Genomic DNA, 19,031 nt, shown 5'->3' with positions numbered 1-19,031 from the left:
GTCATTTTTAGTTTTAGGAACGTTCAGATTAACGTGGGTAGGCTTGCGTTAACTATTTAATAAATTTCTTTCTTGTTTTTTCAATGATGATTGAGCTAATCCAATAAATATCACTTTTTTTATTTAAGTCATTATATCTGCTAAAAAATACGAATTTTTCATCTGGAGACAATGATGGGCAAGTTTCACTAAATTCAGTTGTATTAATTAATCCTTCTAATTTTCGTGGTTTTCCCCATACGTTTTCGTTATTCTTAAATGCAACATAGATATCTCCCCGAAAATTAAAAAGAATAAAACTTTCATCTTTAGAAACTGATGGATGCATACCAAATGGAATGCCGGCATTTTCTGTTACCTTATATTGATTGTTTTCAAGCTTAGATTTGTAAATTTTAAAATTGGATAGATTTGAGTAATACATTGTATTATTATTTGTAAACGTAGCCCAAAATACCCGTGTGTTATTAACAGGTGAATCTAATAATATTGGTAGAGACCACTCGGAATTTTCTTTTAAGGAAACCCAAAGCCGCATTGTATCATTAACATTTGAAGCAAAATATAATTTTTGCCCGTCAGGGGTGTAGAATGCTTCTTGTTCATTACTGTTATTGCCTCTTAGGTTGGCTGTTTTTGGAGTTGACCAGCTGTCATCATCAAGTTTTCGGGTAAGCATTAATCCATCCCCTGGTTTTGTTGCAGTAAAAAATATTTCATTGTAATCCGGCGAAATAGCCAGACCATATTCATATCTGTCTGCAATGGAAATTAGTTCTTTGGCAAAAATTTTTGGAATAGTATCTGGAGGATTATCAAATATTTTCAAATTTACCTCATTATTTTGGGCGTAAGCAGCAAGAGTATTTATAATGACAAAAAGGATAAAAGTGACTTTGTTCTTCATGATTTCTTTAATTTGTTGTATTCAATCTATTTTGTGAACGAAAGGTCTGGCTGCGAAAAGTAAGAAATTCCACTAGTCCCGATGCATTATCAGCGGTCGTTTCCGAAATGTGGAGATAAGGATAATTTTAATTTGTGTCTTTCACGTAAGGTTACTGGTAAGCAATGTTATTCTGAAATTTAACCTAAGATTACTTTTACATAATTCCGCTTGCAGGTTCTAAAACTTCTGTATTCAATTGGCTTGAAATATCGCTTGCCGCTTCACCAATAAAGCGTCCTTCTCCTGATAAAAGTTCAATATTTTCGTTGGGCAAAACGGCCAACAGTTTGTAAACAATATTGGTTTCGTTTCGGGTGATGGAGAGAACAGCCATTCCTGTGGTTTGGCGTACCCGGATAATTTGAAGGTGGTGAATTTGGGCGATACTTTCCCATTTCCCTGTTTTGTATGCAAACAGACCCATGTATTTTTTGATCCGTTTCTCTTTATTATCAATTAAAATGCCTGTGCGGATAAATAGCAATGGAATAGATAAAAGAATAGCCGCAATACCTGCAAATTCAGACATAATTATAGCCAGTATGCCTATCAGCAATAAAATAACACCCAGCATAAAGAAATTGGGAGGCAGTTTTCCTGTTGTGTATTTTAAAATCATAGCCTAAGGGTTAATTGTTCCGAAAAGGTAATTAATCTATTTTTATATAGACATAAGAAAATGCAAATTCTTCATATTTTTTTGATCATGTGAATTTGGTATTGTGCTCGGTTATAGGACAAGTAATATTTATTAGCGGATGTAATTTAGACAGAAAATGTAATTAACCGATCTTTAATACAAACATCAGAAAATCCAAATTCTTTTCGAATCCATTCAAATGTTTGTTTCTGATAGATAAACACATGAGTGGGATCGTTTTTGTAGTACCAATTCGCAAAATCGGTGTTTTCGTTGTAAAGATGGGTCATGCAGTACAACTTTCCTTTGGGTTTCAGCATTTTTTTCAGAAAGCTAAATTCCTTGTGCGGATTATAGAAATGTTCAATCACCTCGCAGGACGCGATGTAATCGTATTGTTCTTCCAGTAATTCGGGGTAGTTGTGAAAGTAAGGATCGTAGGGTGCAATGGAAAAACCATCATCCGTCAGTACTTTGGAAATTACAGGACCTGTGCCTGCACCAAAATCCAGACCTTTATGATTTGCAGTAAAATCCCGGCGAACGGAATTGGTAATGGGGGAGACGAACTTCTGATATCCCTTGTCATCAATGTCGTTATTGTGTTGCTGATAGTGCTTTTTTTCAACATCTTGACCAGGTCTTGAGTTTGCATCGGCAAATATCCCAAAGCAAGTGTTGCATTGATAATGAATGCGATTCTCTGTTTTATAAAAAAGTTTCGCATTGCTGTTACAAAGAGGACATTGATACTGCATGTTAATGAACTTAGGATTAGTTCTGTGTTTAGTGTTTTCGCACACACTTCAGATAAAGACCTTCCACCTTTTCGCGTGCCCATGGTGTTTTTCTCAGAAACTTCAGGCTCGATTTAATGGAAGGATCGCTGGTAAAGCAGTTTATTTTAATCATGCTTCCCAATTCTTCCCAGCCATAATAAGCCACCAAAAATTCCAATATATCAGACAGTTTAACGCCGTGCAAGGGATTATTTACCTGCTCTCTGTTGGTTGTATTATTTTCGTTTGATTCCATATTAACTTTTTGCTATTTACTCTGTGTTTTTTATAAAATCAGAAAAGAATGTTCCCGTAATTGATTCATTGGTTTCGAATACCAAAATAATTCAAAATCTTCAAAATGATTCTCAAAATCTACTTTTAAAGCCGCCAAAGTAAGTGTGTTTTCTTCCTTTACGGATATTTTTTTCAGTACATCAAGCAACCAATCTCCTTTTTCTTTTTCGAGCGATATTTCGAAACTTTCTGTCTTTTCATGAAAGCACATTTTGTAAAGTTCCCAGCTTCTGCCTTTTTTTGATTTTGTGATGGTCATGATTTCCGGTGTGCCTCCCAGCCATATTGGTTTTGCTGAATCTTTTGGAGTACTGTATTCGACAGCTTCCAGACAGGTTTGAATAAAATCCTGTCTGATACTGGTTTTCGGAATTCTAAAACCAGATGGTACATCGTCGAACCAATTCTGCAAAGGAATTTCAAAGCCCAGTCCGTGCATGTAATTGTAGAGCGATTTTTTTAATCCGTAGCTAAACAGATCGTGATCGATTCCCGTTTTGTCGGTAAATTGAATATCGTTATTGGCGAATGAAATTTTATTGTACTTCGGTGTAATGCCGTAAGCTGATGGATTCAGACCAACCGGACTGTGGGCTGTAAGTGCAAACTGATGCCAAAAGGCCGATTGCACAATCCCCAATTCGAATATTTGCCGAACTACTTCCAGACTGTCGATGGTTTCCTGCACAGTTTGCGACGGAAATCCATACATCAAATAGGCATGAACCATAATTCCCGTTTCGGTAAAATTATTGGTCATCTGAGCTACCTGTTTTAGAGTGACTCCTTTATTGATCAATTTTAACAATCGATCGGAGGCAACTTCCAGTCCGCCCGAAACGGCAATGCAGCCGGAGGCTTTCAGCAGCAAACAAAGATCTTTTGTAAAGCTTTTTTCGAATCGGACATTGGTCCACCAGGTAATGTTTAAATTGCGCTTAATGATCTCGATGGCGAGAGCTTTCATTAATGCAGGAGGTGCTGCTTCATCAACAAAATGAAAGCCTTTTTCTCCGGTTTGTGCCACAATTTTCTCAATTCTGTCTACAAGCACTTTGGCTGCAATGGGTTCAAAATATTTGATGTAATTCAGTGAGCCATCGCAAAAGGTACATTTGCCCCAATAGCAACCGTGTGCCATGGTTAATTTATTCCATCGTCCATCGCTCCACAAACTGTGCATGGGGTTGGCAATTTCGATTACTGAAATGTATTTGTCGAGCAAAAGATCGGAGTAGTCGGGTGTACCCAATTCATGCTGTTTGTAATCCTGAATGGTTGACAAATTGTTGTATTTCACTTCCCCGTTTACCCGCTCAAAAGTTCGTTTTAATGCAGGTGTTTCGTTAACCGGATTCAGTACATGATTCGCCAGAAGTTCCAAAGGCAGCTCGCCGTCATCCAAAGTAATGTAGTCAACGAAATCGAAGACTCTAGGGTCGGTCAGACTTCTTAATTCGGTATTTGGAAATCCGCCGCCCATTACAATTTTAATGGCCGGATACTCTTTTTTAATGAACTGAGCACAACGAAAGGCACTGTATAAATTTCCGGGGAAAGGTACTGAAAAACAAACCAGTTTAGGGTTTTGAATGTTTATTTGCCTGGCAAGTATTTTAATACTTAGTTCATCAATATAACTTAACTCTTCCTGCAAATGCTCCTGCAATTGGTCGAAGGTGGATGCACTTCGGCCCAATCGTTCGGCATATCGGCTAAAACCAAAATTCTCATCGATGCATTCGGTAATAAAATCCGATAAATCTTCCAGAAAAAGAGTCGCCAAATGCTTGGCTTTGTCTTGCATTCCCATCAAACCAAAAGCCCATTCCAGATCTTCCACCTGATTGAAGCGCGAGGCTTGCGGTAGAAAATTCTCAGTGCAAATTTGTCGTGCCAGAGTCTGATTTTTCCCTTGCAGAAAAGAAACCACATCGTTTATTGCCAATAAATAATGTTCTCGAAGGGCGTAGATTCTTGATGCATTTTCCGAAATAATCTGTTCTTTCTGAAAAGCGATTTCGAAAATTTCCGATAAACCTTCTTTGGAAAAAATCTCCAGAATTACTTCAATACCCAAATCCATTTGAAAGGAAGATCGGTTTTTCTCATTTAAAAATCCCTTCAAATAGGCTGTTGCCGGATAAGGGGTGTTTAATTGAGTAAAAGGTGGAGTTACCAGAAAAAGGTCTTTCACGTGAATGCGTTTTATAAATTCGTTGTTGGTATACTTGTTTTCTATAACAAGCTTCTATTTATTATTCTTAAGATCAAGATCTTCACTTTTGATGAGGTTCAGTCTTATTTTCATTTTTTTCTGAATCACTTTAAAGTGGTGTTCATCCTCTTCAGAAACAAAAGAAACAGCTTCTCCCGGCGCTTCTGCACGACCAGTTCTACCAATTCGGTGAATGTAATCTTTAGGAGATCGAGGCAAATCGTAATTTACCACGTAAGGTAAGAATTCAATATCAATACCTCGGGTTAATAAATCGGTGGCAACCAAAACCCGAAGCTTGCCGGTTTTAAACTTGCGCAGATTTTCAGTTCTTGCTCCCTGACTTTTCTTGCTGTGAGTGCTGGTAGCCTGAATGCCATTTTTGCTTAGTTTGTAGGCAACAGCATCAGCACGGTGTGCCGATGATACAAAAACAAGAACCTGTTCTAAATTGTTTTTCTTAATGATATACCGAAGCAACGGTCCTTTTTTTTCTTCGCTAACCGAGTAGGCTATCTGATCGATTAAATCAAGCGTATTTTCTTCAGCCTCTATTTTTATAATCACTGGTTCATTCAAAAGAACCTGATTTACGTTGTTTACATCATCGCTTAAAGTGGCCGAGAACAAAAGATTTTGACGTTTTTTAGGCAATAAAGCAAATATGCGGTTCATCTCATCTTTAAAACCCAGATTCAGCATTTTATCAGCTTCGTCCAGTACCAAGGCTTCAATTTCCGTTAAGTGTACTGCATTCGAATCTACCAATTCCAATAAACGACCGGGAGTAGCAACCAAAACGTCTACATTGTTCATCGCCTTCATCTGCGGATTGATAGAAACACCACCGTGAACGGCCAGGCATTTAATCGGATCGGCGAGGGCAGATGAAAACTGTTGAAAAACTTCCAAAACCTGCATGGACAATTCGCGGGTAGGCACCAATACCAATGTCTTGATGTATCTGTTCTTAGAAATACTTCCTCCCTGAAGGTTGGTTAATATGGGCAAGACATAGCTGGCTGTTTTTCCCGATCCTGTTTTGGCAATACCCAACACATCCTTTTTCTTAAGAATGGCAGGAATAGCCTCTGTTTGAATTGGATAGGATTCGGTGTAGTTTTGATCGGCCAGAGCTTTTAGCAAAGATGAAGATAGTCCTAAAGATGCAAACGACATATATTTTTGTTCTGATTATTGGTACGGATTTATTTCCGTCGACAAAGATAAGGGAAATAAAGCTCAACTAGCTATAAATGGAGAAAGCAACAGTACAATTAAAGGAAGGAAGTTGCTTTGAAGTGAGGCGTGTTGGGAAAATTAACCACAAAGTACACAAAGGGATATCACGAAGCACACAATGTTAATTTACAAAAAGCGCAAAGAATTTATTTTTTTCTCTGTGCTCTCTGTGGTTAACTCTTATCCTTATTTTTTCAGCGGAGCTTGTTTGTAAAGCCCATTCTACAGCTTTTTCAGCAAGAATTGTGGTTGTGTCAAATGGATGCGAAAAGCCTGACCCGATAGGGAGATGGAATGCGGGAAAGGATAAGGAGGGATACGTCCCACTAATTTAATTGTATAAGCTCCATGCCTCGGGCTTGGCGGTAAACCATTTTTTTACCTTTTTCCAGTTGCCCTGAAAAAAAAATGAGTTTCGGTGATTGGTTTATTTAACACGGATAATTTTCTCTTGAGATTGTCAATTACAATCTCAAGAGAGAGAGCTAAAATAGCACTAGATATTTTAATCTAATTTATGGTTTCCAGCGAGGAGGGACGCAAACACCATCAGTACAATATTCATCACTTGCGCAGTCCCTATCAAAGCCACAAATTTCATGAAATGTGTGTAAATCTTGAACATTTTAAAACCGTCAAGACTTCAGTTTATTTTTCTTTAGTTCTTGGTTGAAGGCTATTTTATTGAAGGGAGGAGGAAAGCAAATATATTTGTTGGCTCCTCCCTTAATATTTTATTCTAAAATATAGCGTTCGCAAGTGCCACTTATGCAAGTCCATCCGGCAGGACATGTTCCATCTGCATAACATTGCATTTTACCGCCTTTAACAGTTTGCTGTTCTTTCTTACTTAAAATTTTAGCACCTGCTAATTTTTGTAAATCTTTCATAATATTAAAATTTTAATAATGTGTGTATCTTGAACATTTTAAAACCGTCAAGACTTCAGTTATAATTACTTCCTCATAATATGTAGAGGTGTAAATATTAAAATGAGATGCTTTTATGTGGTTTTATTGAATTAGGCAAAGTGTTTCGAAGTTGAGGCAATCATACGTACAGTGAATTAAAACACTTCACGCTCACATGTACCACCAATACATTTATAGCCATCTGGACATGGGTTATTTGTATCGCAACCTAATTTTCCGCCTTTAACAGTTTGTTGTTCTTTCTTACTTAAAATTTTAGCACCTGCCAATTTTTGTAAATCTTTCATAATATTGAAATTTTAATAATGTGTGTATCTTGAGCATTTTAAACCGTCAAGATTTCAGTTTGTTTTTCTTTAGTTCTTGGTTGAAGGCTATTTTATTTTCGAGAGGAGGAAAGCAAATATATTTATTTGCTCTTTTTGAGTCGTTCTGAAATAAATTGTTTTTCTGCCAATCTATTTTAGGAGGACTGTTTCCCTATAATTCTTTGGGGTAGCGTTCGCAAGTGCCGCTTATGCAAGTCCATCCGGCAGGACATGTTCCATCTGCATAACATTGCATTTTTCCACCTTTAACTGTTTGCTGTTCTTTTTTACTTAGAATTTTAGCACCGTTTAATTTTTGTAAATCTTTCATAATATTGAAATTTTAATAATGTGTGTATCTTGAGCATTTTAAAACCGTCAAGACTTCAGTTTTATAATTATTTTTAGTCTGTTATGAGTTCTGTTTGCGTCGAAACTTCGAACTCGTTAAGATCTTCAAGAAAATATTGCAATTCTTCAAAATCATACTCTTTTGGATAGGATTTGCCATTAAGAAGAATTTCAGGTGTAAAGGGAATATTGTTGTTTGTACACCATTTCTTTTCTTCCATTAAAATTTGAGAATAGTATTCGTTTTCTGATTCTCCCCATTTATTTAGCCAAGTGGCAGAATCTCTGCTGGAATAGGCTTCATTCATTGCTGTTAAACATATCTCTTCCCCGTTTAAATGGTAGATCTCAACTAGCTTTGCTGCAATTTTATTATCAATGGCTTTGGTATTTTGAGATACATTGAAACGAACAATGATTTTTACTTTTGTTTCTTGCTCTAGTACTATGTGAATTAATTTGTGAGCATTTTTGCAAAAGCCACATAAGGGGTTTGTGATTATAACGATTTCCAATTCAGAATTTTTAGTGCCAAATACTATTTCATTGCTGTTTATAATTGCGGTGTTTATTGCTTGCGATCTGGAAAGCAGATTGTTGAATATTTCGAAGTTTCTTTTGAATTTATTGAATTGTACTTTTAATTTAAAATATTCTGGTTTTAGCCTTATTTTGGGAGCAATGAATAGCCAAAGAGCTGTGGTAAGGTATGCCGCAAATGCAAAGTGTAAGTAAGAATTTGGTTCTGATATTATCTCAGAGATTGAATTGATATTTGCAGTTGCCAAAGCCGATTGTATCCATAAAACCAAAATAACACCAAGGCAAAGGAGACACCATTTTTTTACAATTTGGAACTGATAGTAGATGGAATAGATTGTAAATGGCAGCGCTGTAAGGCTTATTACAAATAGTGGAGTGAAATTGTTCTTACTCATCACAAAAAGCAAGGAAGATAATACTGAGGTTAGAAAATATATAATACCAAGATCACTTAATTTAACAAAGCCAAAAAGATTGGATCCTTTCGATTGCATAACATCATCGCAACTTACTTTATCACTAATACCAGTACAAATTTTATTTAAAACCTGAGAAGAAGTTCCTATTTCGTGTTGAAGAATAAAGATACATATCATTAATCCAATCATGGAAAAAGCAAAATGAAATGATTCATATGGGTTTTGACTTAAGAATAAAAAGCAAATAATTAGTACGACTGGAATACATACAAGTAATACTTTTGAGAAAATAGAAGTGATATCTGTTTTTATATTTTCATCTGTTTCGATCACTAAGACAATTCCGGTCCATAAATCAATAAAGCTGTCAATGGATACAAGCTCCGATTTTTTTCCCTCACGTGTAATTTGAATAGCATCCGCTTTCTTGCTGATTAATGCAAAATTATCACTTCCGTTGTTTTCGATATGAGCTATGAGGTAATCGGGCAAAAGAGCAATGTTTTCTTCTGTTTTAGGAATTTCTATTGCAAGATTTGGGATGTTAAAATGATCCAAAACTCCGGTCAAAGAATGTAAACTTGGATACGAAGGGTGACCAAATAATTGAAGCTTTAATTCTTCATTATTAACTTTTATGCTATTTTTTGTGAGTAGTTCTTTTAATAGGAAAAATAAGTTTTCGTCCATTTGAATTAAGAATAATGGTTCAATTTAATTGGGTTACAGATTATATAATTTTGCTTTTGGAGAGTTGTGTATTCATCCTAAATTATTTCATGTTTTTATCATTTTCGAGTTGCAGATTTACACTACATTAAGCGTAAAAGAAACTGTATTTTTTTTACGCTTATTGAGAAGTAATATTAAAAAACATAATGCAATACTTTTGTTTGTTAGTATAATTTGAAATTTATCTTCCAATTTATTGAAATATTTTTTAAATAAATAATTATGGGATATTTAAATTTAATCATATTGTTTCTTTAATGTAAGTAAATGACCTATTAAAATATATTATTGGTGGTTTAAAATAATTTATTTGTTGGCAAATTATCTTTGTTATATGGGGTTGGTGAATGTTTAATTTTTGTATTATGTGAACATTTTAATTTGTTTAATCTATTATGTAGTTTTTAATTTGATTGGATTGTAGTTGAAGTTTAAAGGTGCATTTAAGCCCATCTAAGCTGAAGATAATCTATAAGGAAAGGTTCGCTTTTTGAAGGCCCAAAGAGATGATGACAGCTAATTTCAAGAATTGAAAACGTGTGTAAAGGATTGAAGAGGTTACCCGCAGCAAATTAAGGATAGTTAGGTAGTCGGGGAGTGGTTGTGGAAAGCCTGACCCGATGTATGTGTAAGAGTAAAGGGAGACGTCCCAATTATTTAGATAAGCTCCATGCCTCAGGTTTGGCAGCGAACCATTGTTTTACCTTTTTCCAGTTGCCCTGAAAAAAATCAGAGTTTCGGTAATGGTTTAAATCGTCCTCCGAACACCAGTGACTTACCGTGAAAAATACCGATGGATTTGATACATCCTGTAAAATTTCAAGATGAGAACAACCTGGAAAGGCTATAATTTCATCTTTTTCACCCGATGTAAGATTTTTAAAATCATCAATGTTTTGTGGAAGTATTTCCAGCTTTACAAATCTAATAATCATGAAGTTTGATTCTAATATCGGAGTTAATATCCAGTTGCAGCAACTCGGCTAAATTGCCTTTGTTTATCGCTATTTCCAGTAAGCCTGATGAGTTGAAGAGCGCCAGAAAATCACCTTCGGAAGTTTCGTGATAGTTCTGATTGATTTTGGAAATCCGGTAATGATTGCTTTGCACCAAAATTTCGAATTCTCTTTCCTGACGCACCGATTCAAACAATTCTTTTGAAATATTTGTGGTTACATTCCCATACGAATCAATATAAATAATCTGTCCGGTAATTGTTCCTTTCTGAATTAATGCGCGGATGGGAACCAATCGGTACAATTCTTTTTGGGTAGATCCCAGCTCTGTGAGATTGTTGTATTTAATAATGTGAGAAGCCGCCTTGGCGAATACATTCAGTTCCGGAAAAGTATGAAAGTGATCTTCCTTTTCAATATTTTCAATGCGTACAATTTCTTCAGGATCGCCTTTCATTATCAAACTGAAAATGCCATTGTCGGCACCAATAAAATAATGATCCTGATACTTTACAACAACGTGCAGATGTTCCGGTGTCTCTTCTGATTTAACACCAATAATATGAATGCTTCCTTTTGGAAAATGGACAAAGGCATTTTTTATAATAAAAGATGTCTGAGATATATTGTAGTTGCCAACATTGTGACTTAAATCTACCAATTGTGCTCCAGGACAGATCGATAGGAGGCGCCCTTTAAGTGCCCCCAGATAGTAATCGCGGTGCTGCCAATCGGTAGTTAAACTTATTATTGCCATAAATGGATCTAAATTTAAAGAGAAAGAAGATTTATTTAAACGAAAATATATTCAGATTTCTCTTTGGTACAGCTAAACAAATCAGAATTAATAATTAATTTGTAGGCTCAAAAGTAATGAATATTGAACGGAATATATGATTGAAAAGAGCATATCTTTAGGGGTAATTGATCCTCTTGAATTTTATGGAATTAATAATTCAAAATTGGTAGTCTTAAAGGAGATGTTTCCAAAATTGAAGATTGTAGGAAGAGGGAATGAAATATTTGCCAGCGGCGAAGAAAAGATCCTTGATTTGTTTGAAATGAAAGTGAATCTTTTGATTCAGCACTACAATCAATACAATGTTCTTACATTGGCCAATATAAAACGGATTGTATTGGAAAACACACCGGATATACAGAATCCTGATGATCCTAAAAGCGTTATTCTCTTTGGTAATAATGGGAAAATTATTCGTGCCCGCACAGCTAACCAAAAAAAGTTGGTCGAAAAATCAGCAAAAAACGATATGATTTTTGCAGTTGGTCCTGCCGGATCGGGTAAAACCTATACGGCAATTGCCCTGGCTGTTAAAGCCCTGCGTAATTCTGAGGTGAGAAAGATTATTTTGAGTCGGCCAGCAGTTGAGGCAGGAGAGAATCTTGGTTTCCTTCCCGGAGATTTAAAAGAAAAAATTGATCCTTATTTGCAACCGCTTTATGATGCCCTGATGGATATGATTCCGCCTCGTAAACTAGCCGATTATCTCGAAGCTGAAATCATTCAGATTGCCCCCTTGGCCTACATGCGCGGAAGAACCCTGAACGAAGCATTTGTAATATTAGATGAGGCACAAAACACCACAACAAAGCAGTTGAAAATGTTTTTAACCCGCATGGGAACCAGTGGTAAGTTTATGATTACAGGTGATATCACGCAAATTGATTTGCCCAGAAAGCAACAATCAGGATTGATTCAGGCCTTTCGGATTTTAAAGGATATAAAAGGAATTGCAATGGTTGAATTCGATAAGTCGGATATAATTCGTCACCGGCTGGTGAAAGAAATTGTGACAGCCTACGAAATTGAAGAAGACAGGCAAGAAAAAAAGAGAGAAAGCAAAGATAAGTAAAAGAGTTACCGGTAAACAGTTTTGTAAAAAGTATGGTGAAGATGCATATAAATAGCTGTTACTGCTTTTCTACTTTTTTACTTTTATCTATCTTCGCACTAAATTAAAAGCTGAATTTTACATTATTGTTATTTTGGTAGCAGAATGCGGCGAATATCAGCTGATGCCTGGCAGTTTACGGCTAATGGCTTATAGTTTAAACCATTTTTATAAATTATTAGAATTTTTGGAGCAATGAAAGAAGCAATTGTTAAAACAGATTTTAATTTCCCGAATCAAAAGAATCTTTACGTAGGTAAGGTAAGAGACGTTTATAATATTAACGATGAGTATCTTGCTATGGTTGTTTCTGATCGTATTTCAGCTTTTGATGTTGTATTACCTGAAGGTATTCCTTTTAAGGGACAGGTATTGAATCAAATTGCTACCCGCTTTTTAGATGCAACATCCGATATCGTTCCAAACTGGAAAATCGCAACTCCTGATCCAATGGTAACAATTGGTCATTTGGCTGAACCGTTTATGGTTGAGATGGTAATTAGAGGATATTTAACCGGTCACGCATGGAGAGAGTACAAAGCTGGTAAACGTGTACTTTGTGGTGAGCCGATGCCTGAAGGAATGAAGGAAAATCAGAAATTCGAAAAACCGATCATTACGCCTACAACTAAGGCTATGGAAGGTCATGATGAAGATATTTCCAAAGAAGAAATTTTAAAACAAGGCATCGTATCTAAAGAAGATTACGAAATGCTTGAAAAATACACTCAGGCTTTATTTGCCAGAGGAACTGAGATTGCTGCCGAAAAAGGCTTGATTTTGGTTGATACAAAATATGAGTTCGGTAAAAAAGATGGTGTAATCTACCTGATTGATGAGATTCATACTCCCGATTCATCCCGTTACTTTTATTCGGAAGGATATGCTGAGCGTTTGGCTAAGAATGAGCAACAGAAACAATTGTCGAAAGAGTTTGTTCGCGAATGGTTAATGGAGAATGGTTTTCAAGGTAAAGACGGACAGAAGGTTCCTGAAATGACTGAAGAAAAAGTAAATCAGATTTCCGAGCGTTACATCGAGTTGTACGAGCAAATTATTGGAGAAAAATTTGTTAAAGCAGATGCCAAAGCTGTTAATGCCCGAATCGAAAAAAATATTTCAGATTGCCTGAAAACTTTGAAATAGGCTTGAGACATTTGAAAATACAGTACAAAACAAAACCGAAATCCATTACAGATTTCGGTTTTGTTTTTAGATCATTTGTTTGGTGATCTTTAGAATCATCCTCCAACTCGTTTAACCTGATAACCTTCTGCTTTTAAAAGATCCATAATTTTATCGCGGTGATCGCCTTGAATTAAGATTTCTCCATCTTTAGCAGAACCTCCGCCACCACATTTACTCTTTAATAGTTTGCCTAATTCTTTTAGGTCATCAGAAGTACCCACGAAACCTTCAATTAAAGTAACAACTTTACCTTTTCTCTGTTTTTTGTCCAGCAAAACTCTTAGTTTTTGTTTGTTCGGAGCTAAGGTTTCTTCTACCGATTCATCATCGTATTCGTAGTTGTAATCGGGGTTCGTTGAGTAAACGATATTTTTTTTGCTTTTTGCCATTTTATTTAATTGTATGTTAGTAATTAGTACACAGTAACCAGTCAAAAATGGGTGTTTCACCAGAAGATACCAGTTATTTATTACTATCAGTACAAAGATATTTAAATTTTAGCTTTGTAAGTAAACCGATCGTAGAAATAGATAATTGAACCCAGAAATGGAATGAAAACAACAAGCAGAACCCAGAATAGCTTGTTAATTCCTAATAAATCTCTCAGAAAAATATCTACTACAGCAACAACTGGGAGTAGTATTCCAATTAATTTAGTGAGTAGCCAGATGTCGAAAATGATTGATAGTATCATGTAATTTTATTTAATTTTTTGTTTGGTTCCAATTATAAAATATAGAATTGTACCGATAAATGGGAATAGCAGAACTACTAAGACCCAAATTAATTTATTGGAATTGGTGAATTCATTTTTTACTATGTCGATTAAAGCTATTAAGGGCAATAAAATAACAAATACTAAAATAATAAGCATGAAAATTGAAATGCCAAAATTAGGAGTAACTAGTTCCATATGTTAATTATAATCAAGTGAATAATATTGTATGAAGATATTAATATTATGAATTTGAAGCACAATTTACACATTTCTTGCTTTCAGGCATAATCATGATTCTTCCGATGGGAATAGTTATTCCACATTTTATGCATTTCCCAAAATCATCCGAATCAATATTCTTGAGAGATTCTTTTAATGCAGATAGTTGAATTTCCTTTTTACGCAAAGCAGCCTCATTCACACTCTTGTTGTTTATTGCATCCATTCTACTAACTCTGCCAATGGCACAATCCGGCGAAACAGGTTGGGTTAAATCCTTTAGCATTACGATATCCTTTTCCAGCTGTTCTATTTTTTCTTTTATCTGATTTTCAATATTGATTTTTTTGTTCTGGATCATATTTGGTTAATTAATTTCGGCACTATCAAAGATAACAGAAAATCTTAGGTTTACTTATTTGCAGTTACTATAGGAGGAAACGCCGACAGGTCTTCGACACTGTCGGGTTTTTCGGCTAAATATTTAGTCATTAAATAAGCTCCCCTTCGCCTTTAGGAGAAGGGGTTGGGGGATGAGGTGATCTCTCACCAGTAATTAAAAACAAGAAATAAATTATTGTGTCTTTTTGTGCCATCCTTCGTGTTTTTTTTAATGTCGCCTCACCCTAACCCTCTCCTCGAGGAGAGGGAATTCCAAGCTTGACTATGGCTGGACTCCCCTTCACCTTTAGGAGAAGGGGCTGGGGGATGAGGTTAAAAAAAGAATGGTTAATTAGAATTTGTTGAATTTAAACAACCTGTTGGCGTGCTTGCACCCGACAGCGTTTACTTATTCTCTGTTACTACAATAAGTAAACGCCGACAGGTCTTCCACGCTGTCCGGTTTCTCGGATAAATACTAGTCATACCCTGACATTTACAGCTCGCCTATAGTCAGAGCATGACGGAATGTTAATTTGAGGATCTCACTTTTTTGTGAGGCTCTCAATAATGCAGGTGGAAAGGTGTTTAAACCCAAAATAAACAAGTTGTATTCTTATATGATTTTTGCTTTTCGTCTTCAATTTATCGTTAAATTTGATAGATCAAAAAAAGGGAATATATCAAAATGGTAATTGTATGAATAAAAAGGATCTTCTGATTGAGAGAACTAGTATTTCTGACATTAAAGAAATTAAAGGTGAAGATGGCGTTAGTAGACACGAATTGAACACACCTACAAAAATTATAGTCTGGATAAAATATCAGTTTGAACAGCAAGAGATTGATTACAATAAAGAATATAGGCCTTTTTCTAAACGTATTGATCTTTCAAACTGTATTATTAATACTTCATCAATTGGAGGTAAGCCCTCTCTTAAAAATTTATCTGATATATTAAAGGCAAATGATAAAGGTGAAAAATTGGATTGTTTTATTAATAATGGCTTTGGGAACAAATACAATCATGAGGTTAAAGTAAAAATAGATTGTCGAAATAGTCTGATACATTCTGGATTTTTTCAGAATACAAAATTTCATGAATCTGTCAATTTTGAAGACTCTACATTTGATGGATATGCCTCATTTAGTAACTGTTTATTTACAAAATATGCAAACTTCCAAAACGTTAAATTTATTCGCAACTCAAATTTTGATAGGTGTATATTTAATGAAGATGTATATTTTAATAAAGTAATATTCGATACACATGAAGTCTCTTTTGATAATTCCATCTTTAAAGGTAATTTTCATGGACAGAGCATAGAATTTAAAACTGATCCTAGAAGAGATACTCCATTTATAGATTTTAGATATTCTGAATTTCACAAAGATGTTGATTTATCTTACAGTAAATTTAATAGAGCTTGTTATTTTGGTGATGCGAAGTTTCATGGTAATATTCTCTTCCGTAAAACGCACTTTGAAGTATCAATCTGTTTTTATGATACTGTGATAGGTGGTAATATCCTATTCACTGCTCATTCTAAAGAGGGTGATTCTTTGGACGGGACTCCAAATATTATTAAAACAATCACTTTCAGAGGAGCTAAAATATCTGGCAGAATAGACTTTGAAAACTGTGAAATTGATATACTGGAAGCTTGTTTTGCCCATATTCAAAAAGGTGCTTTATTTAGAATTTACGAATCAAAAATTAAACGATTGGATTTCACATCGGTATATAATGACGGTGCCATAATGCTTGAAGATAATCAAGATGATATTGAAGAAATAACATTTAAAAGTGCTCTAAACACGGGATTAATAGAGGTTGAAAATACCAATGCAAAAACGATTTTAGATAGAAAAACTGCACGATTATTAAAAGATTCAGCATTTAAAAGCGGCAATAATATAGATGGATTGAATTATAAGGCTAAAGAAATGGCTTTGTACCGTAACGAATTAACAGATGGTAATTATTTTAGAGAAATTTTACGATTAATATTTCTTACAATCGTGGCTGTATTGATAATATATATCACTCGTCATTTTTATAGTGTTATAATCTCGTATTTAATATTATCAGCACTTACATGCACATCTCTTTCTAAATGGTTTGTCAATCGTTCTATTTTCAAATCATACCCAATAGGAGAATTATTACTATTAAACCTAAACACCATATCAAACAAAAACGGATTAAGTTGGTTTAGAGGATTGACCTTTACTCTTGTTGCTTGGATATTGTTTTATGGATTATTCATTATGAGTCGTGATGGTATTGGCGATGTCTTTTTCCTAAGCATCGAAACAAATAGAGAAGGATTTATTAATTACCTGTGGTTACCGAGTGGTCTTAAAGATCTTTTTAACGATAGTAAAACAACAAGTTGGCTTAGTAGTTCAATTTTCATTCTCGGAAAAATAGCTATTGCCTATGGTATCTATCAAACCATTACTGCTTTTAGAAAATATAAGAATTAATAGTAAACTACCCCTAAATCCCCTGAAGGGGACTTTCAGAAACGCTGCCAATAAGCCCCTTTAGGGGTTTGGGGTATTTTCTTCATGACAATTAAGAATATGTAAACGACCTCTTCTCCCAAAAAAGGAGGAAAAAGCAATAAAATTACGCACCGCACCCCACCAGTTCGCCACTTGACCATCTCCGTTCGGCATGGATAGTTTACCGTTCGCCACTTGACCCTTTCAGTTCGCAACTTGAGTTGCTCCGTTCGCATAGCGAGGTGCTCCGTTCGGTGTGGATACCCTTCCGTTCGGTAACGGAGCAACTCAAGTTGCGAACGGAGCAGGTGAAACAACGCACGGATGAGGCCAGGCAGTGAACTGAAGGGGAGGGCCGTAAACGGAATCAATCAAACAGCGAACTGAACAGCTAAAGAGACAATCGGCACAAAGAATTTGAGATCAGGGCACAAAAAAAAGAGAAGTGATGAGCTTCTCTTTTCTTGATTGTACTATCAGGTTTTATTCCTGAGCTTGTTCAGCCAGCTTTTTTCTGTAAGCACTGCTTTTATCTCTGCTGTATTTGCTCGAATAAGATTTTGCGTGATCGGGATCTTTACGAAATACAAAACGACCGTACTTACGAATTTCATCCACTACTTGCTTTGTTAATGTAAAAGCCTGATCGCGAATCACTTTAATTTCATCATCCACATACATATGACCGTTAACGGCTCCAAGCAGACCACTCATTCTGTCAGCGTCTTCGGCGGCCTTATCAATTAAGGTTATATCATAATAAATAGCCTCAAGCGGCGCTAGATTTGCTTTTCCTAATACCGAAAGGTTCGCCATATCCTGAATAGCATCAGCATGAGAGTCACCTTGTTTAATTACCGCCAATTTTTTTAATAAAGCCTCGTTGTTACGGTAAGCAAAATCCATATTCTCGATTAAATCGGTACGGAATTCAAGAAAAGCTGGCCATTCAGCCTTCCAGGCTTCCTTGTTTTCTTCGCGTATGGTGTTTAGCTCTGCCCAGTTACTTTCAGCAGTTCGCAAAGCACCCGTGTAAGGCAATAATTTTGCCAGCAGTTCGGCAGTCATGCCTACAGCAGTTAGTTGCGGCAAATCGGCACTTGCACGTGTATGCAGTTTTTCACATTCATGCAAATAAATCCCCACCGGCATATCGCATTGTTTAATCTGTTCTTTAGGAACAGCTTTTATCTCTGGTAAGAGATCTAATAAGTCTTTTTGATCTGACATAAGTCTGGATTTTAAAGTGTTTATAAATCTTACATCACAAATCTCTCTTCACGTTTATCTTTATTAATTTTCTACATCCTAATCAATGTAAAATGATCATTTATTAGCCATCAACTAATGAATAAGTGTTGAAGTTATGTAAAAAATATAATTATTTGTTAAATAAATAATATTTATTCATTTTCCGGTTTACTGCATCGGGCTTTGTCTCAGTATCCGAAAATATGTTCACCTAAGTGTCCCGGGTATTTTTTATTTTTTAAGGAAATACATTGAAAATGTCTATCTAACATGTGATTAGGTGAAAATTTACAATACGGGTAGATTCTCAAATTAACGAATCGAAAAGGAGATTTATTGGTAATGATATGAACATCGAACAAGTGAACATATTACCTATTTATATTGAATCTAAAGTGTTTTGCCAAGCTAATTTATATGTATTTGGCTAGGCTGGAATCCTAGTTCTTTATACTTTTGAATTATAAATATGTGCTGTAGTACCAGA

The 19,031-nt window shown here is 35.4% G+C and carries 20 protein-coding genes; 3 read left to right on the top strand and 17 right to left on the bottom strand.

Annotation, left to right across the window (positions count from 1 at the left end):
• Window positions 1-52: 52 nt before the first annotated feature.
• From ACY0M5_RS13920 to ACY0M5_RS13865, 12 genes are all read right to left on the bottom strand, one after another.
• Window positions 53-907, bottom strand: coding sequence for a TolB family protein (locus ACY0M5_RS13920; protein ID WP_461629555.1), 855 nt, complete (start codon window positions 905-907; stop codon window positions 53-55).
• A 196-nt stretch (window positions 908-1,103) separates the two neighbouring features.
• Window positions 1,104-1,568, bottom strand: coding sequence for a hypothetical protein (locus ACY0M5_RS13915; RefSeq protein ID WP_461629554.1), 465 nt, complete (start codon window positions 1,566-1,568; stop codon window positions 1,104-1,106).
• Between the two features lie 146 nt (window positions 1,569-1,714).
• Window positions 1,715-2,347, bottom strand: coding sequence for a class I SAM-dependent methyltransferase (locus tag ACY0M5_RS13910; RefSeq protein ID WP_461629553.1), 633 nt, complete (start codon window positions 2,345-2,347; stop codon window positions 1,715-1,717).
• Between the two features lie 28 nt (window positions 2,348-2,375).
• Window positions 2,376-2,624 (bottom strand): VF530 family protein, encoded by a 249-nt coding sequence (locus tag ACY0M5_RS13905; RefSeq protein WP_101308658.1) that lies wholly within the window; start codon window positions 2,622-2,624, stop codon window positions 2,376-2,378.
• A gap of 30 nt (window positions 2,625-2,654) precedes the next feature.
• The gene (locus tag ACY0M5_RS13900; protein WP_461629552.1) at window positions 2,655-4,862 is read right to left on the bottom strand and encodes a B12-binding domain-containing radical SAM protein; all 2,208 of its coding nucleotides are present in this window, start codon (window positions 4,860-4,862) and stop codon (window positions 2,655-2,657) included.
• Between the two features lie 54 nt (window positions 4,863-4,916).
• Window positions 4,917-6,062 carry a DEAD/DEAH box helicase gene (locus ACY0M5_RS13895; protein WP_461629551.1) on the bottom strand — a complete coding sequence of 382 codons (1,146 nt, stop codon included), beginning with the start codon at window positions 6,060-6,062 and terminating at the stop codon, window positions 4,917-4,919.
• Window positions 6,063-6,859: 797 nt separating this feature from the next.
• Window positions 6,860-7,015 (bottom strand): hypothetical protein, encoded by a 156-nt coding sequence (locus tag ACY0M5_RS13890; protein ID WP_461629550.1) that lies wholly within the window; start codon window positions 7,013-7,015, stop codon window positions 6,860-6,862.
• A gap of 176 nt (window positions 7,016-7,191) precedes the next feature.
• Entirely contained in the window at window positions 7,192-7,344 is a 153-nt protein-coding gene (locus ACY0M5_RS13885; RefSeq protein WP_156197093.1) for a hypothetical protein, read from the bottom strand.
• 193 nt (window positions 7,345-7,537) lie between these two features.
• On the bottom strand, window positions 7,538-7,696 hold the full coding sequence (locus tag ACY0M5_RS13880) for a hypothetical protein (RefSeq protein WP_156197092.1): 159 nt from the start codon (window positions 7,694-7,696) through the stop codon (window positions 7,538-7,540).
• A 73-nt stretch (window positions 7,697-7,769) separates the two neighbouring features.
• Window positions 7,770-9,368 carry a vitamin K epoxide reductase family protein gene (locus ACY0M5_RS13875; protein WP_461629549.1) on the bottom strand — a complete coding sequence of 533 codons (1,599 nt, stop codon included), beginning with the start codon at window positions 9,366-9,368 and terminating at the stop codon, window positions 7,770-7,772.
• 695 nt (window positions 9,369-10,063) lie between these two features.
• Complete coding sequence (locus tag ACY0M5_RS13870; RefSeq protein WP_461629548.1) at window positions 10,064-10,345, bottom strand: putative quinol monooxygenase; 282 nt, start codon at window positions 10,343-10,345, stop codon at window positions 10,064-10,066.
• Window positions 10,335-11,123, bottom strand: coding sequence for an SAM hydrolase/SAM-dependent halogenase family protein (locus ACY0M5_RS13865; protein ID WP_461629547.1), 789 nt, complete (start codon window positions 11,121-11,123; stop codon window positions 10,335-10,337). The genes ACY0M5_RS13870 and ACY0M5_RS13865 overlap by 11 nt, the downstream gene beginning before the upstream one ends.
• A 136-nt stretch (window positions 11,124-11,259) precedes the next feature.
• On the opposite strand from ACY0M5_RS13865, the gene ACY0M5_RS13860 reads away from it, so the two are divergent.
• Both ACY0M5_RS13860 and ACY0M5_RS13855 read left to right on the top strand, forming a co-directional pair.
• Window positions 11,260-12,237: a PhoH family protein gene (locus ACY0M5_RS13860; protein ID WP_461629546.1), complete on the top strand. Its 978-nt coding sequence runs from the start codon at window positions 11,260-11,262 to the stop codon at window positions 12,235-12,237.
• Between the two features lie 234 nt (window positions 12,238-12,471).
• Window positions 12,472-13,422 carry a phosphoribosylaminoimidazolesuccinocarboxamide synthase gene (locus tag ACY0M5_RS13855; protein WP_461629545.1) on the top strand — a complete coding sequence of 317 codons (951 nt, stop codon included), beginning with the start codon at window positions 12,472-12,474 and terminating at the stop codon, window positions 13,420-13,422.
• 95 nt (window positions 13,423-13,517) lie between these two features.
• Here ACY0M5_RS13855 and ACY0M5_RS13850 read toward each other — a convergent pair whose 3' ends face one another.
• From ACY0M5_RS13850 to ACY0M5_RS13835, 4 genes are all read right to left on the bottom strand, one after another.
• On the bottom strand, window positions 13,518-13,853 hold the full coding sequence (locus tag ACY0M5_RS13850; protein ID WP_124994242.1) for a translation initiation factor: 336 nt from the start codon (window positions 13,851-13,853) through the stop codon (window positions 13,518-13,520).
• Window positions 13,854-13,954: 101 nt separating this feature from the next.
• The gene (locus tag ACY0M5_RS13845; RefSeq protein WP_124994241.1) at window positions 13,955-14,158 is read right to left on the bottom strand and encodes a PLDc N-terminal domain-containing protein; all 204 of its coding nucleotides are present in this window, start codon (window positions 14,156-14,158) and stop codon (window positions 13,955-13,957) included.
• A gap of 6 nt (window positions 14,159-14,164) precedes the next feature.
• The gene (locus tag ACY0M5_RS13840) at window positions 14,165-14,338 is read right to left on the bottom strand and encodes a PLDc N-terminal domain-containing protein (RefSeq protein ID WP_225441454.1); all 174 of its coding nucleotides are present in this window, start codon (window positions 14,336-14,338) and stop codon (window positions 14,165-14,167) included.
• Window positions 14,339-14,423: 85 nt separating this feature from the next.
• The gene (locus ACY0M5_RS13835; protein ID WP_461629544.1) at window positions 14,424-14,762 is read right to left on the bottom strand and encodes a TraR/DksA family transcriptional regulator; all 339 of its coding nucleotides are present in this window, start codon (window positions 14,760-14,762) and stop codon (window positions 14,424-14,426) included.
• A gap of 719 nt (window positions 14,763-15,481) precedes the next feature.
• Here ACY0M5_RS13835 and ACY0M5_RS13830 point away from each other — a divergent pair.
• The gene (locus tag ACY0M5_RS13830) at window positions 15,482-17,272 is read left to right on the top strand and encodes a pentapeptide repeat-containing protein (RefSeq protein WP_461629543.1); all 1,791 of its coding nucleotides are present in this window, start codon (window positions 15,482-15,484) and stop codon (window positions 17,270-17,272) included.
• Window positions 17,273-17,776: 504 nt separating this feature from the next.
• Here ACY0M5_RS13830 and ACY0M5_RS13825 read toward each other — a convergent pair.
• Window positions 17,777-18,523, bottom strand: a complete 747-nt coding sequence (locus ACY0M5_RS13825; protein ID WP_124994236.1) for a hypothetical protein — start codon at window positions 18,521-18,523, stop codon at window positions 17,777-17,779.
• Between the last annotated feature and the right edge of the window lie 508 nt (window positions 18,524-19,031).

Source organism: Labilibaculum euxinicum (genome assembly GCF_963678175.1).
Lineage (GTDB): Bacteria > Bacteroidota > Bacteroidia > Bacteroidales > Marinifilaceae > Labilibaculum > Labilibaculum euxinus.
This window is presented reverse-complemented; position numbering and strand designations above follow the sequence as displayed.